Raw genomic sequence first — 13774 nt, 5'->3', positions numbered from 1 at the left:
CTAGAGAGGCGTGATCCTCGTGAGAGGAATCGACTACTTAAGGGTTACGGTTGCGCCAGCTTCTTCGAGCGAAGCCTTTGCCTTCTCAGCAGCTTCCTTGTTTGCACCCTCGAGTACAACGCTGGGAGCGCCATCAACGACTGCCTTCGCCTCTCCGAGACCGAGGCTCGTGAGGGCGCGCACCTCCTTGATAACCTGGATCTTCTTCTCGCCAGCAGCCTCGAGAACGACGTCGAAGGAGTCCTTCTCTTCAACTTCTTCAGCGACAGCAGGTGCGCCAGCAGCTGCAACAGCAACGGGAGCAGCAGCGGTAACTTCGAAGACCTCTTCGAACTTCTTAACGAAGTCGCTGAGCTCGATGAGGGTCAGTTCCTTGAAGGCCTCGATGAGGTCGTCGCTTGACATTTTCGCCATGATTTTCTCCTATATTTCTTAAGCTAATTAACCCGCGCGTTACTGCGCGGAATCCTGCTTCTCGCGCAGCGCGTCGACCGTGCGAACGGCCTGAGCGAGCGGTGCGTTGAACAGATAAGCGGCGCCGAACAGCGAAGCCTTGGCGGCTCCTGCAAACTTCGCGAGGAGCACCTCCCGGGTTTCAAGATCGGCGAGCTTGGTGACCTCTGCTGCGGTGAGCGCGTTACCGTCAAAGTAACCGCCCTTCACCACGAGGAGAGGGTTTGCCTTGGCAAAGTCACGCATAGCCTTCGCAACGGTGACAGGGTCTCCGTGTACGAATGCGATTGCAGATGGACCAACGAGCTCTTCGTCGAACGACGAAATGCCAGCGTTGTTCGCTGCGATCTTTGTCAGCGTGTTCTTCACCACGGCGTATGTTGCGTGCTCACTGATTGACTTGCGCAGCGTCTTAAGCTGGGCAACAGTGAGTCCGCGATACTCGGTTAGCAGGACGGCGGTCGAGTTGCGGAAAAGATCCGTAAGCTCGGCGACCGATGCTTCCTTGTTCGCCATGGTGCTCCCTAATGATTGATGTGTGTCTGCCTCAGAACCGCAGAAAGATGTCGTCAGGAGCACGGGGCTTTAAAACAAAAAGCTCCGGCCCTTCTGCACTAGCGCAGAGGCACGGAGCTGAGTTACGGCCAGAGCTGACCGGAAAACTACTTCATACACCTGCGCTGGCCTTCGTTTTCACGAACTTCGATCACACGCATTTTCATGCACGCGAACGACCTGCGGTCTTTGGCTTCCGTAAGAGTACGTGATTGAGGGCTCGGCTGCAACTTCGCAGGAGCAGCACTCAGACGACCGTCCCCGCCGCATCCCGTTACTGCCGTGCGACCGTCGGCAGTTCCACGCGAAACACGGTGTTACCGGGTTCGCTCGAGACTGAACTCGTTCCCCCCAACGACTCAACAACTGCCGAGACGATGGCCAGACCGAGCCCGGTGCTGCCGGCGGCGCGCGAGCGGGAACTATCACCACGCACGAAACGTTCGAACACCTTCGCCTGCAACTCCTCCGCAATTCCGGGGCCCGTGTCTCGCACCTCGATGATGGCGCGATCCCCCGTGGTGGAGAGGCTCGCGGTCACGCTCGTGCCCGCCGGAGTGTGGATGCGCGCATTCGCGAGAAGGTTGGCGACCACCTGGTGAAGTCGAGCACTATCGCCGTTGACGATGACCGCGTCATCCGGAAGCTCAAGCTCCCACTCATGATCGGGCCCCGCAACATGGGCATCCCCGACGGCTTCGATCAGGAGCCGTGAGAGGTCAACTGCGCGGTGCTCAACCGGAGCCGACTCGTCGAGGCGAGCCAAGAGCAGCAAACTTTCTACCAGCCCGGTCATGCGCACCGATTCGGATTCAATGCGCCCAATGGCGTGAGCGACATCATCCGGAATCTCATGGCCCCCACGTCGCGTCAGTTCGGCATACCCACGAATCGAGGCGAGAGGGGTGCGCAGCTCGTGGCTCGCATCCGCAACGAACGACCGCACCTTGTCTTCGCTTGCTTGCCGAGCAGTGAGCGCGGATGCCACGTGCTCGAGCAAGCGGTTGAGGGCCGAGCCCATCTGCCCGACTTCGGTTCGCGGGTCGGCGTCGTCGAGGGAAACTCGTTCAGCCAGCGCTACTGCTCCGCGGTCGAGTTGGAGCTCGGATACCCGTGTCGCGGTGTTTGCCACGCGCTCGAGGGGACGCAGAGCGAACCGGACGGCGATCGCACCGGCCACGGCGGCCACGGCGATCGCGAGGAGACCGATCCCCACTACGAGCATGGTGAGTTGAAAAACAGTAGCCCGCACGTCGGAGAGGGGAAGGCCGACGAGGAGCGAGTCGCCCGTCGTCGGGTCACTCGACACGATTATCCGGTAGTCGCCAAGGTCACCACCCAGCGATACCGTCACTGGCTCGTCGGTGATGGGAAGGGCAGCGAGCGTTGCACGCTGTTCTTCGGTCAGCGGGCCGGACGCGCCTTTATCGCCGAGAACTCCGGCGATCACGTCTCCCGAGCTGCTGATGAGCCCCGCGATGGTGCCAGCGCTTTGTCCAGGAACCGCCAGAAAGTCTCGTGCGGGCGGGCGCTGCTGGCCGACTTGGCCATCGCGCTTATCGAGCGCACCCTGAGAACGATTGGCGGCTGACGGCAGCTGAGCGTCGAGCCGGTCAATGAGGAAACCTTGCAACGCAATGACGCTCACGACACCAATAAGAATGGCGGCAAGTGCAATGAGCGCGGCACTTCCTAAGACAAGTCGTATGCGCAGGCTAAGGGGTGGCCGCCCGATTCCGGGGGCCTTGACCTCGCGCGGCCGAGTCATTCGGGCGCCCGCAACATGTAACCGACACCGCGCACGGTCTGGATCATGGGCGGTCCGAGTACATCCACTTTCTTACGGAGGTAGGAGATGTAGATCTCGACGACGCTGGCTTTACCCCCGAAGTCGTAGCTCCACACTCGGTCAAGAATTTGGGCTCGGCTGAGCACGCGGCGTGGGTTGCGCATGAGGTAGCGCAACAACTCGAACTCGGTGGCGGTGAGCTCTACGGGAGTGCCAGCGCGGCTAACTTCGTAGGTGCTCTCGTCGAGCGTGAGGTCGCCGACCTCGATGATGGGGTTCGACTCCCCCGCGATCGTCAGCGTCGAGCGGCGCAAGAGCGCCCGCAGCCGAGCTACCAGCTCTTCCAAACTGAAGGGCTTCGTCACGTAGTCGTCACCGCCCACCGTGAGGCCGGCGATGCGATCGTCGACTGAGTCTTTGGCCGTGAGAAAAAGGATTGGAGTCTGGATGCCATCCGCTCGCAGGCGAGACAAGACAGAGAGGCCGTCAAGGCCAGGAAGCATGATGTCGAGCACTACGACGTCGGGTTTGAACTCGCGGATGGTCGACAGAGCGGACGGTCCGTCGGATGCGAGTCGCACATCCCACCCCTCGTAGCGCAGTGCCATGGAGAGGAGGTCGGTAAGCGAATCTTCATCGTCAACTACCACCGCACGGATGGCAGTTCCGTCGGCGCGGCTGAGTCGCGGTTGCGCCTGAACCGCGGGGAGGTGGTGTGACTGGGTCATGGGTCTAGTTATTCGGAGTTTCCTATGAAATTTCTGAATGCGCGTACGCGTGGCCACGTTCATTGTGATTATTGGACCTTCTCAGCGGAATCACAGGATCGCCATAGTCCGCTGATAGAGACCGTTCCTAGCTTTGTCTCGACCACTTGCATCACCGCGCACCACCCGAGGAGACCCATGTTCGGAACCTATCTGTATCGAGAGCTCAGCAATCGACGCAAACAAACAGCAATTATCGCCGCCGGTATGGCATTGGCTATCGCACTCGTCATGATTGTCAACGGCGTCGCAGCAGGCGTTCGCGACGCGCAATCGACCGTGTTGGCCTCGGTCTACGGGGTCGGAACCGACATCACGATTACGCAAGAGCCTGCCCAAGGCGTCGAAGGAAACGACGGAGCCCCGGGCGCAGAGGGCGACCAAGCCCGCACCCAACCTCGATTCGAATTCGGCGCCGAGGACGGCGAAACCACCGATGGCACGACGGCGCTCAGCCAGTCCAGCCTCACCAGCGGCATTGCCAGCATCACCTTTGACGCGGATGCTCTCACCACAGCTTTGAGCCTCGACTCCGTTGCCACAGCCACCGCCACCCTCGCGCTCTCCAACGTGAGCTTCAGCGGTGAAGTTGCTACGCCGACCACAACTGACACCGGCGAAACCGCACCCGGCGGCGGAGCCCAACAGGGTGGCCGCGGCGGTCCCGATGGAGCTGGCGGAAGCGCCTTCAACGTCGACACCTTCACCGTAACCGGCATCGATGTAGCGGGCGAAAGCGTCGGCCCACTCACTTCCGTCGAGCTAGTAGACGGCCGCGCCTTCGAATCGAGCGACAGCGACGCCAACGTCGTGATCCTCGACACGAGCTACGCCACCACGAGCTCACTCGCCGTCGGCGACAGTCTGGAGATTGGTGGCGAAGAATTCGAAGTAATCGGAACCGTCACTTCAACCTCCGCTGACGCGACTACGGCATCCAATACCTACATTCCGCTCGACACCGCCCAGCGCGTTGCCGAGTTAGAAAACCAGATTTCGACCGTGTACGTTCAGGCGGCAAGCTCCACTGACATCGCCGCCGTTCAAACGGCATTGCAAACGGAATTGCCGGATGCCTCGGTGAAGACTCAGGAAGATCTCGCCTCGAGCGTTTCCGGCTCGCTTTCCACCGCTTCTGACCTCGTCGGAAAGCTCGGAACCTGGCTCTCGATCATCGTCTTGGCCGCCGCGTTCCTCATCTCGGTACTGCTCACGACCTCTGGCGTAGCCCGCCGCACCCGTGAGTTCGGAACACTGAAAGCCATCGGCTGGAGCAATGGCGCTGTCGTTCGTCAGGTCGCGGGCGAGTCGCTTGTGCAAGGTGCCATCGGTGGAGTGATCGGTGTGGCGATCGGACTTCTCGGCATCCTCGCCATTAATATCGCTGCTCCTGTGCTCAGCGCGAGCGCTACCGCGACCGCGACCACGGGCCAAGGTCCTGGCGCGGGTGGCGGAGGCGGAGGCAGCCGCTTTGGCGACGCTGCAACCACCGCCGTGGCGACGACCGACATCGCGCTGCAGATTCCCGTGACCTTCGGCATCATCGGCATCGCCGTTGCTCTCGCCATTCTCGGCGGACTCATTGCCGGTGCGTTCGGCGGCTGGCGAGCAGCACGACTCCGCCCCGCTGAAGCTCTCCGCAGCGTCGCCTAACCCCCCGAACCCTGCAGATCTCAAGGAGACTTTCTATGTACGAACTCAGCGAACTCACCAAAAAGTACGAAACGAAACGCGGCCCGATTAGCGCCCTGAACAAGGTGAGCTTGAGCATCCCCACCGGCCAAATGGTCGCCATTCAGGGACCAACCGGAGGCGGCAAGTCGACCCTGCTGCAGATGCTCGGAGCTCTCGAGCGCCCGACGAGCGGCACCGTCACCCTCGGGGGAGATGAGCTCTCCGCGATGCCTGACTCGCGACTGGCAGAAATTCGTGCGCGCACCATTGGCTTCGTCTTTCAAGGATTCAACCTCATCCCGACGCTCACGGCGCAGGAGAATGTGGAGACAGCGCTGGCCCCGCTCGGGCTGTCGAACCTCGACCGCCGTCTCCGTGCTCGCGCCGCGCTGGAAAAGGTCGGGCTTGGCGAACGACTAACGCACCACCCCTCCGAACTCTCGGGCGGTCAACAGCAGCGCGTAGCCATCGCTCGCGCGCTCGTGAAAGAGCCCAAGGTGCTTCTGGCAGACGAGCCCACCGGAAACCTCGACGAACAAACGCGCGACGAGATTATGGACCTGCTCGAGGGATTGTGGCGCGACGACGGGCTGACGCTGATTATCGTGACCCACGACTCGGCGGTCGCGAAGCGTGCCGAGCGACGGTTGCACTTGAAGCACGGTGGCGTCACCGAGAAGAAGTAGCGCAACGGCATTCCGCTGCGGGCGGCGCGTGAGGTTTAGCGCGTCGCCCCCGGTACGAGCCACTGGTCGCCACGAGCACGGATGCCGAGGGTGACGGCACGGGCTCCGATGTAGCCGAGGCCGAAAGCGAACCACAGGGCAACGACGGCGGCCGTACCGGTGAGGTTCGAGGAGTAAACCCACCACAACAGCGGCACGTACACCGCAAGGTTTACAAGCCCAGTGAGAGCGAGGTAGCGGGCATCCCCCGCCCCGATCAACACACCGTCGAGAACAAACACGAAGCCAGCGATCGGGATGCCGAGGGCCAGCACCGGCAGGAGTGCGGCCAGCCCGCTGCGCACGACAGGGTCTGAACTGAAGGCGAAACCGGCCCACGGCGACACCACGAGCATGACAAGCCCGAGCACGACTCCGCTGCCGATACCGAGCTCGACGAGTCGGCGAGTAATGGCACGGGCCTTGACGAGATCACTCGCGCCCAGCTCTTTACCGATCATGGCCTGACCGGCGATCGCCAACGCATCCAGCACAAAGGCGAGGGTCGCAAAGATTGTCAGAGTGATCTGCACGGTCGCAAGTTCGGGAACACCGATGCTGGTGGCAACCGCGATCGTCGCGAGCATCGCCGCGCGCAACGAAGCAGTGCGCAGCAGCAGCCACGCTCCGGCGTGCCCTGCCAGCAGCATCCCGCGACCGTGGGGCCGCACACGGGCACCTTCACGGCGCGCTAGCGTGACGAGCATCACGAGGTAGGCGGCGGCCATTCCCCAGCTCGCGACGACCGTACCGATGGCAGAACCCGCGACGCCCCAACCGAAGCCGTAGATGAACAGGGTATTGAGCAGGGCGTTGGAGATGAACCCCGCGACCGCGACGATCAGCGGAGTGCGGGTGTCTTGCAGTCCGCGAAGGAGTCCCGAGGCAGCGAAGGTGATGAGCATGGCCGGCAAGCCGAGAATCGAGATAGTCAAGTACTCGGTGGCGAAACCGACAATGCTGGGGTCAGGGTTGAACAGACTGATCAACCATGGCGCGGCGGGGATTCCCACTGCCACCAGGATGACGCCGAGCACCACCGCGAGCCAGACTCCGTCTACCCCGGCAGCGACAGCACGCGCGCGATTGCCCACCCCCAACCAGCGGGCAACGGCGGGCGTGGTGGAGTACGCCAAGAAAATGAGCAGACCAACCGCCGTTTGCAGCACCGCGCTTGCGACGCTCAACCCGCCGAGTTGTGCACTACCGAGATGCCCCACGAGGGCAGTGTCAGTGAGGAGAAAGATGGGCTCTGCAACGAGAGCGCCGAGCGCAGGAACGGCGAGACGGCGGATGTCTCGGTCGAGTGGAGAGCGGAGAAGCGACACGGCCTACTGAGCTGCCGAACTATCGCTCGCGTCAGGCGAGGGTGGAGTGGCCGGCGACTTTTTCTTGGCCGCCGGGGACGTCTTCAGCGCCGTTGGTCTCTTCGCGGCTGGTTTCTTCGCGGCTGGTTTCTTGACTGCCGTGTTCTTCGCCGCCGGGTTCTTCGCCGCCGGGTTCTTGGCGACTGGTTTCTTCGCGGCCGGAGCCTTCTTTGGAGCCGAGTTCTGAGCGCTCGGCTTCTTCGCCGCCGGAGTCTTCTTCGCCGCCGGAGTCTTCGGAGTGGGAGTCTTCTTCACCGTTGCCTTCGCCGACGCTGGAGTCGTCGCTGGACGCTCCTGCTCGACGGCAACAGTCGCTTCGCCCGCCTCCGGCCCGGCGTCCGCATCCGCATCCGCGGCCGCATCTGCAACCGCATCGACCGCGCCGGGAGCGGCATTCGTGACGGCCGACGCGATCTGGCTGTCACCGCCTCCAGCCTCAGCTTCAGCTTCAGCTTCAGCGCGACGCTCTCGACGTTCGTTCCGTTTACCGAGAATGGTCGGAACGAGCAGCGCCAACAAGACGACGATCACGGTCGTCACAATCAGCACCACCGATTGCACTGCACCCCGATTGGGTTGCGGGGTCTCGTCCACGACAGTGATGACACGCGACGACACGACGGGCTGATACGCCGTCAAGCTGGTCTCCCCCGCGACCTCGCTTGACCCTCGCACCAGAGGAGTGATTACTCCATCAACGAGGCTGAACCAGGCGCCCGTTTCGGGCTCGTGGATGAGAGTGGCATCGCTGTCAACGTCATCGAGCGCCAGCGCGGTACCGGGACTGCGGATGAAGTCGATCATCTCCGGCTCAACCGTTGCGGGGTCGAATCCGATAAGAGCAACCCCGACAGGCTCGTCGCCGATCATCACGGGGACTTTCCACCGATTGACGTACTGAACAGGAGTGTCGGTGGTGATGCCGGAGTGAAAATCTTGTGACCACAAGAAGACGCGGTCTATTTCTCCCAGCTCAATTCCTTCGGAGAAGTCGAGCCCCGTGCCACGCTGATCAACTCCGAAAAACTCCTCGAGTCTCTGAAGCAAGCCATCGTCATCCGTGGCGAACGCCGATACATCGGGCGGAAGCGAGCCCGTAGATGCCGACGTTTCTGCGGCGGGAACGATGGTCATCAGTGCGATCGCCAGCGCAGCCGCACCGGTCAGCCACCGACGGAGTCGGGGCGACGATGCTGAAGGGAGGGGCGCGGCTCGCATTCGCCTAGTCTGCCAGTTCGCACCGGCAATTCCTGCCCCAACCGGCCGCCCCGCGCCGGTTGGTCACGGCGGTTCCCCCGTCTTGCGCACGGGGCCACCACAGTTTCACTCTAAAGAGGGAGAATAGAACCGTGACCATGCAACCCGAACTCGATCTCTGGGAGCCGATAGCGCCCAATCATCGTGACCGCATCGTCGCCCGCTCCGAAGATCGCGTTGCTTGGCTCCGCGCCCGCAGTCGCGGTGTGACTGCCACGGATGCCGCCCGCCTCGCCACGGAGCAATCGTTACGCTCCGTGGCAGAAAGTAAGTTGCTCGGCTCTGGTTTCTCGGGAAACGCGTTCACTGATCATGGTCGCGCGCGGGAACCAGAAATCGCGCGCTGGGTTCTTGGCGAACACGGCATCCAGTCAAGCTCCGCGCTGTACCACGCGCACGATGAGCCCCTCCATCTCGCGACCCCGGATGGCGTCTCGATGATCGATGGCTCGCTGATTCTGTCTGAGATCAAGACAACGGCGAAAGCCTGGCGCAGCATTCCACGTTCTTATCTTCGGCAAGTGTGGTGGCAGCAGTACGTGCTCGGCGCGGACCGCACCCTCGTGGTGTGGGAACAGCACACTGACTTTGTGCCGACCTACGCCGCACCAAAGTGCCAGTGGGTAGATCGCGATGAGAACCAGATTCACACACTAGTGGGGCTCGCCGATCGCCTGCTCGACCTCATGCGCGCGCCGTAGTCTCACGCACCGTAGCCTCACGCACCGCAATCGCGAACGGTCCCGTTCTCACGACCGCGGAGGCCGCCTCAGTGCCCGTGCGGCTATCACTGTTCCGAGCATCATGAGCCACGCGATGGCGATCGTGGTGGCGACAAACTCAAGCCTGCTGCCCAGCCCGACTTGGAAGCGGAAGAGCGAGAAGAGCCCGCCCGTTCCGGCAATCACAGCGACGGCGATCGCGGTACCAATCGACAGCCGAGCGAGCACCTTGTGTTCGCGAGCGAAGGAGGTTTGGATCATGGCCCAGCAGGCCGCCGCGAAAGCGAGCACCGCTGCGAGGGTATGGCCGAAATCTTGCCACGTAAAGCTCGGTCCATACGGCAGCGGACAGCCCGACGTGCAGGTCACTTGCGATGCCACGAGGAAGAAGGCGCATCCCACCCAGAGCGATAGCGCGGGTGAGCCGAAGGACAACACCGGCGGCCAGGATCGAACACGGCGCGCGGCCCAGGCCACAGCGGAACCGCCGAACACAATAAGCAACAGCGCTACCTCGAAGATGGCGGCCGTGGGCTCGCCCTCTGCCCCCAACTCACTGACATAAAGCTCACGCGGAATCGTGAGCCGTGATGCCCAGATGAGAATCAACGCAACGCCCACTGCGATGCTGCCCACCACCGCAGTGAGGCCCTCCAGCGTCTGCTGCGCGATGCGCGGCGAAGCGAGAGTCGTCATGAGGTCATGCCGGAATCAGCTAACAGAGTGAGCTGGCGCACAAAATCGTCTTCCCAGCGCCCACCAACGAGAAACTTCTTGGTGCCGACGAGCTCGAATCCCATCTTTTCGTAAAAGCGGTTGGCTCGCGCATTCTCTTGATTGACCCCGAGCCACACCGCAGCAAATTCACGGTCACGCGCCCAGTCAATGCCCGCGGAGACGAGTGCAGCCGCTGACCCCGAGCCGTGAAATTGACCCAGGACGTAGCACTTGCTCAGTTCGACGGTTGGCCGAACGGTGAGCGCAGCCGCGACATCGGGATCTGTGGGTTCATCTACGCAGAACATCACGTACCCCGATGCTTCGCCATCGACCTCGGAGATCAGAATTTCGCGAGAAGAGTCGTTCAGATACTGCGTGAAGGAGTTCGCCGAGAGGTGTTCAGAGATGAACGCGGCGATGCCCTCGGCGGTCGTGCCCGGAGGGCAGGCCAGCGGAAAGGTCTGTCGCGCGAGTTCATGCAGCAACTCAGCATCCGACTCAAACGCGCGTCGAATCAGAGTGGTCACAGCGCTCTCCTTGCGGGGGAATGCAAAAACGGGGATCGGCAGAAGCCGACCCCCGTTTTCATAAGCAGTATTAGATCGAGTTTACGTCGACCGGAATGCCAGGACCGAAGGTGGTCGAAACCGTAGCCTTCGTGATGTAGCGACCCTTCGAGGAGCTGGGCTTAGCGCGAAGAACCTCGTCGAGCGCTGCCTTGATGTTCTCGTCAAGCTGCTCAGCGGTGAAAGCAGCCTTGCCCACGATGAAGTGAACGTTGGAGTGCTTGTCAACGCGGAATTCGATCTTTCCGCCCTTGATCTCCGAGACAGCCTTTGCGGTGTCAGGAGTAACCGTGCCGGTCTTCGGGTTAGGCATGAGGCCACGGGGACCAAGAACCTTACCCAAACGACCAACCTGGCCCATGAGCTCAGGAGTCGAAACTGCAGCGTCGAAGCTGGTGTAACCAGCGGCTACCTTCTCGATGAGCTCCGAGCCACCGACCTCGTCAGCGCCAGCAGCGATAGCTGCCTCTGCTGCGGGACCGGTTGCGAAAACAATAACGCGAGCAGTCTTACCCGTGCCGTGAGGCAGGATAACGGTGCCACGAACCATCTGGTCAGCCTTGCGAGGGTCTACACCCAAGCGAAGAGCGACCTCAACGGTGGAGTCGAACTTCTTCGAAGCCGTCTCGCGAGCAACTGATACAGCCTCAGTGGGCGTGTAGAACTTGCCCTCTTCGATCTTTTCAGCGGCGGCCTTGTATGCCTTGGAATTCTTGGACATTATGCCTCCACCGTGATTCCCATCGAGCGAGCGGTGCCCGCGATGATCTTCATTGCGCCGTCGATGTCGTTGGCGTTGAGGTCAGCCATCTTCTGCTCGGCGATCGTACGAACCTGGTCTTTAGTGAGCTGCGCAACCTTGACGGTGTGCGGCGTGCCCGAACCCTTTGCAACTCCAGCAGCCTTCTTGATGAGCTCTGCTGCCGGCGGGGTCTTGAGGATGAACGTGAATGAACGGTCCTCGTACACGGTGATCTCAACCGGGATAACGTTTCCACGCTGTGCCTCGGTTGCGGCGTTGTACGCCTTGCAGAACTCCATGATGTTAACGCCGTGCTGTCCCAGCGCAGGCCCGATGGGCGGTGCGGGGTTAGCGGCGCCGGCTTGGATCTGAAGCTTAATCAGACCTGTAACCTTCTTTTTCGGTGCCATTGTGTTTCCTTTTCAGTACGAACTGACCCGTGTGGCCAGCTCTCCCGCACCCGGAGGGCGCGGTGGTTTTTTAGGAGCCGAAGCTCTTAAAGCTTGGTGACCTGGTCGAAGCTGAGCTCGACCGGAGTCTCACGCTCGAAGAGGGAAACCAGAACGATGAGCTTTCCGCTCTCCGCCTTGATCTCGCTGATCGAACCGGGAAGGCCTGCGAAGGAACCTTCCTTGATGGTGATGGTCTCGCCGATTTCGAAGTCGATCTCTGCCGGAATGGAGCGTGCAGCGGTCTTGCTCTTCTGCGATGCACCCTTAGGAAGCGGAGCTTCAACGATCTCTACGAGGCTCTTCAACATGTTGAACGCCTCTTCAAAACGAAGCGGAACAGGGTTGTGAGCGTTGCCCACGAAGCCCGTAACACCAGGGGTGTGACGAACAACTGACCAGCTGTCTTCGTTCAAGTCCATGCGAACCAGAACATAACCGGGGATGCGAACGCGGTTTACGAGCTTGCGCTGGCCGTTCTTGATCTCAACGACATCTTCCATCGGCACCTCGACCTGGAAGACGTAATCTTCCATGGCCATGGAAACCTTGCGGTTTTCGATGTTGTGCTTGACGCGCTTTTCGAAGCCGGCGTAGGAGTGGATGACGTACCACTTGCCAGGCTGCAGGCGTAGATCCATACGGAACTCGGCGTAGGGATCAACCTCTACCTCGTCCTCAGGTGCAGCAGCACCCTCAGTGGCGTGGGCTTCAGCGTCGTCGGTTGCTTCGTCATCAGTCGCGGCAACGGAAGCGTCGGCCTCGGCAGCGTTATCGATATCGAGCGCGTCGTCTACTTCAGCGTCAGCTTCAGGGTCGACTGCGGCATCCAGAGCCTCAAGAAGCCCAGCAAGGTCGGCGTCGACATCAGCCGAGTCGCTCTCGATGTGCATTGCCTGGTGCTCGGCGGAGTCTTCTGAACGCTCTGCCTCAGCCAGGGTGTTGCCCGTCTGCGCCTCATCCTCCTCGGAGGACTGCTCTGCTGCCGTAGCAAGCTCGGAGTCTTCGTGGTGGTTCTCGGACACTAAATCTCTTTTCGTTACTCTGCAGTGCGGCCGTAGCCGCTGCGGTTTGTGAAGGGCCTAGACCACAAGGTTGGGATCGCCGAACAAGAAGTTCACCAAGGCGCTGAACCCAAAGTCGAGGCCGGAAACGATGCCCATCATGATGATCACGAAGATAAGAACAACGAGAGTGAAGCTGACCAGCTCGCGCCGGGTCGGAGTCACAACCTTCTTGAGTTCGTTGATTACTTGGCGAATGAAGAGTGCCATGCGGCCGAAGGGTCCACGACGTTGCGCGCTCTCCTTCTTCGCCTTGGCGACGACGTCCTCGCTGGGCTCGTCTACGTCTTTCTTGGCCACTCTTAGATACCTTCCGATACTTCGGCTTGCTCGACCCATTCCGCGAAACACGGACCGGGACTTGCAGGGCGGACAGGACTCGAACCTGCAACCTGCGGTTTTGGAGACCGCTGCTCTACCAATTGAGCCACCACCCTTTGCAAGAGACGTAAATCTCTTACCCACACTTTCGCACAAACACACCGCAACATCCACATTGTGAATTGAGGAGCAGGCGCGCGAAAGTATCGCAGTTATCAACTACCTGAATAAGTGTACGTCATCCTGAGCCGTCTCGCAGTTCGCACTCCCCGCGCGAGCGTCCAATACAGAAAACCCCCAGAAAACGGCTCCTGGTCGGGCTCAGAAAAAGTTTTCAAGAAAGTTCATAAACCCGCGTCATAACCGAGGGGGGTCTCGGTCTCTCTATACAAGCGGGGCGAACCAACCCTTCTTATTCGGGCATAACCAGCAACACCATTCGGGCAACACCACGCGAGACATAACCATCTCGCCGCACAACTAAAAAACCAGCACCACCACATGGGCAAGCGAAGCTGAGATCAGGCAGTAGTTCGTGGCACAACCCTCAAGTTGGCCTCACCGTCGAGACAGCTTCCTTATCCACACAGGATCAGGAAGGTA

The 13774-nt window shown here is 61.0% G+C and carries 15 protein-coding genes and 1 tRNA gene; 3 read left to right on the top strand and 13 right to left on the bottom strand.

What is annotated here, in order from left to right; all coding sequences use genetic code 11:
- Positions 1-33 precede the first annotated feature (33 nt).
- From rplL to ESZ53_RS12105, 4 genes are all read right to left on the bottom strand, one after another.
- Positions 34-414 (bottom strand): 50S ribosomal protein L7/L12, encoded by a 381-nt coding sequence (rplL, locus tag ESZ53_RS12120; protein ID WP_129073061.1) that lies wholly within the window; start codon positions 412-414, stop codon positions 34-36.
- A gap of 39 nt (positions 415-453) precedes the next feature.
- Positions 454-969: a 50S ribosomal protein L10 gene (gene rplJ, locus ESZ53_RS12115; RefSeq protein ID WP_129073060.1), complete on the bottom strand. Its 516-nt coding sequence runs from the start codon at positions 967-969 to the stop codon at positions 454-456.
- 313 nt (positions 970-1282) lie between these two features.
- The gene (locus ESZ53_RS12110; RefSeq protein ID WP_129073059.1) at positions 1283-2776 is read right to left on the bottom strand and encodes a cell wall metabolism sensor histidine kinase WalK; all 1494 of its coding nucleotides are present in this window, start codon (positions 2774-2776) and stop codon (positions 1283-1285) included.
- Positions 2773-3525: a response regulator transcription factor gene (locus ESZ53_RS12105; RefSeq protein WP_129073058.1), complete on the bottom strand. Its 753-nt coding sequence runs from the start codon at positions 3523-3525 to the stop codon at positions 2773-2775. The genes ESZ53_RS12110 and ESZ53_RS12105 overlap by 4 nt, the downstream gene beginning before the upstream one ends.
- 177 nt (positions 3526-3702) lie before the next feature.
- Between ESZ53_RS12105 and ESZ53_RS12100 the strand changes: the two genes are divergently transcribed.
- Positions 3703-5217 carry an ABC transporter permease gene (locus ESZ53_RS12100; protein WP_129073057.1) on the top strand — a complete coding sequence of 505 codons (1515 nt, stop codon included), beginning with the start codon at positions 3703-3705 and terminating at the stop codon, positions 5215-5217.
- 35 nt (positions 5218-5252) lie between these two features.
- Positions 5253-5924, top strand: a complete 672-nt coding sequence (locus tag ESZ53_RS12095; RefSeq protein ID WP_129073056.1) for an ABC transporter ATP-binding protein — start codon at positions 5253-5255, stop codon at positions 5922-5924.
- Between the two features lie 35 nt (positions 5925-5959).
- On the opposite strand, the gene ESZ53_RS12090 is transcribed toward ESZ53_RS12095, so the two are convergent.
- Positions 5960-7291 carry an MATE family efflux transporter gene (locus ESZ53_RS12090; protein ID WP_129073055.1) on the bottom strand — a complete coding sequence of 444 codons (1332 nt, stop codon included), beginning with the start codon at positions 7289-7291 and terminating at the stop codon, positions 5960-5962.
- Between the two features lie 3 nt (positions 7292-7294).
- Positions 7295-8548 (bottom strand): hypothetical protein, encoded by a 1254-nt coding sequence (locus tag ESZ53_RS14570; protein WP_129073054.1) that lies wholly within the window; start codon positions 8546-8548, stop codon positions 7295-7297.
- Positions 8549-8685: 137 nt separating this feature from the next.
- On the opposite strand from ESZ53_RS14570, the gene ESZ53_RS12080 reads away from it, so the two are divergent.
- A complete protein-coding gene (locus ESZ53_RS12080; RefSeq protein WP_129073608.1) occupies positions 8686-9288 on the top strand; it encodes a YqaJ viral recombinase family protein in 603 nt (200 codons plus the stop codon).
- A gap of 48 nt (positions 9289-9336) precedes the next feature.
- On the opposite strand, the gene ESZ53_RS12075 is transcribed toward ESZ53_RS12080, so the two are convergent.
- The 7 genes from ESZ53_RS12075 to ESZ53_RS12045 all read right to left on the bottom strand — a co-directional run bounded on the left by ESZ53_RS12075 (position 9337) and on the right by ESZ53_RS12045 (position 13287).
- Positions 9337-10005 carry a DUF998 domain-containing protein gene (locus ESZ53_RS12075; protein ID WP_129073053.1) on the bottom strand — a complete coding sequence of 223 codons (669 nt, stop codon included), beginning with the start codon at positions 10003-10005 and terminating at the stop codon, positions 9337-9339.
- The gene (locus tag ESZ53_RS12070; protein WP_129073052.1) at positions 10002-10556 is read right to left on the bottom strand and encodes a GNAT family N-acetyltransferase; all 555 of its coding nucleotides are present in this window, start codon (positions 10554-10556) and stop codon (positions 10002-10004) included. Before ESZ53_RS12070 ends, ESZ53_RS12075 begins: the two co-directional genes overlap by 4 nt.
- A gap of 70 nt (positions 10557-10626) precedes the next feature.
- Positions 10627-11316, bottom strand: coding sequence for a 50S ribosomal protein L1 (gene rplA, locus ESZ53_RS12065; RefSeq protein WP_129073051.1), 690 nt, complete (start codon positions 11314-11316; stop codon positions 10627-10629).
- The gene (gene rplK / locus ESZ53_RS12060; protein ID WP_100389473.1) at positions 11316-11747 is read right to left on the bottom strand and encodes a 50S ribosomal protein L11; all 432 of its coding nucleotides are present in this window, start codon (positions 11745-11747) and stop codon (positions 11316-11318) included. The genes rplA and rplK overlap by 1 nt, the downstream gene beginning before the upstream one ends.
- 86 nt (positions 11748-11833) lie before the next feature.
- Entirely contained in the window at positions 11834-12811 is a 978-nt protein-coding gene (gene nusG / locus ESZ53_RS12055; RefSeq protein WP_129073050.1) for a transcription termination/antitermination protein NusG, read from the bottom strand.
- Between the two features lie 57 nt (positions 12812-12868).
- Entirely contained in the window at positions 12869-13150 is a 282-nt protein-coding gene (gene secE / locus ESZ53_RS12050; RefSeq protein WP_129073049.1) for a preprotein translocase subunit SecE, read from the bottom strand.
- Positions 13151-13214: 64 nt separating this feature from the next.
- Positions 13215-13287 (bottom strand) — tRNA-Trp (locus tag ESZ53_RS12045).
- Positions 13288-13774: the final 487 nt, after the last annotated feature.

Source organism: Salinibacterium sp. UTAS2018 (assembly GCF_004118935.1).
In the GTDB taxonomy this organism is placed as follows: domain Bacteria; phylum Actinomycetota; class Actinomycetes; order Actinomycetales; family Microbacteriaceae; genus Rhodoglobus.
The sequence above is the reverse complement of the archived record's forward strand: the minus strand, read 5'-3'. Positions and strand labels throughout refer to the sequence as shown.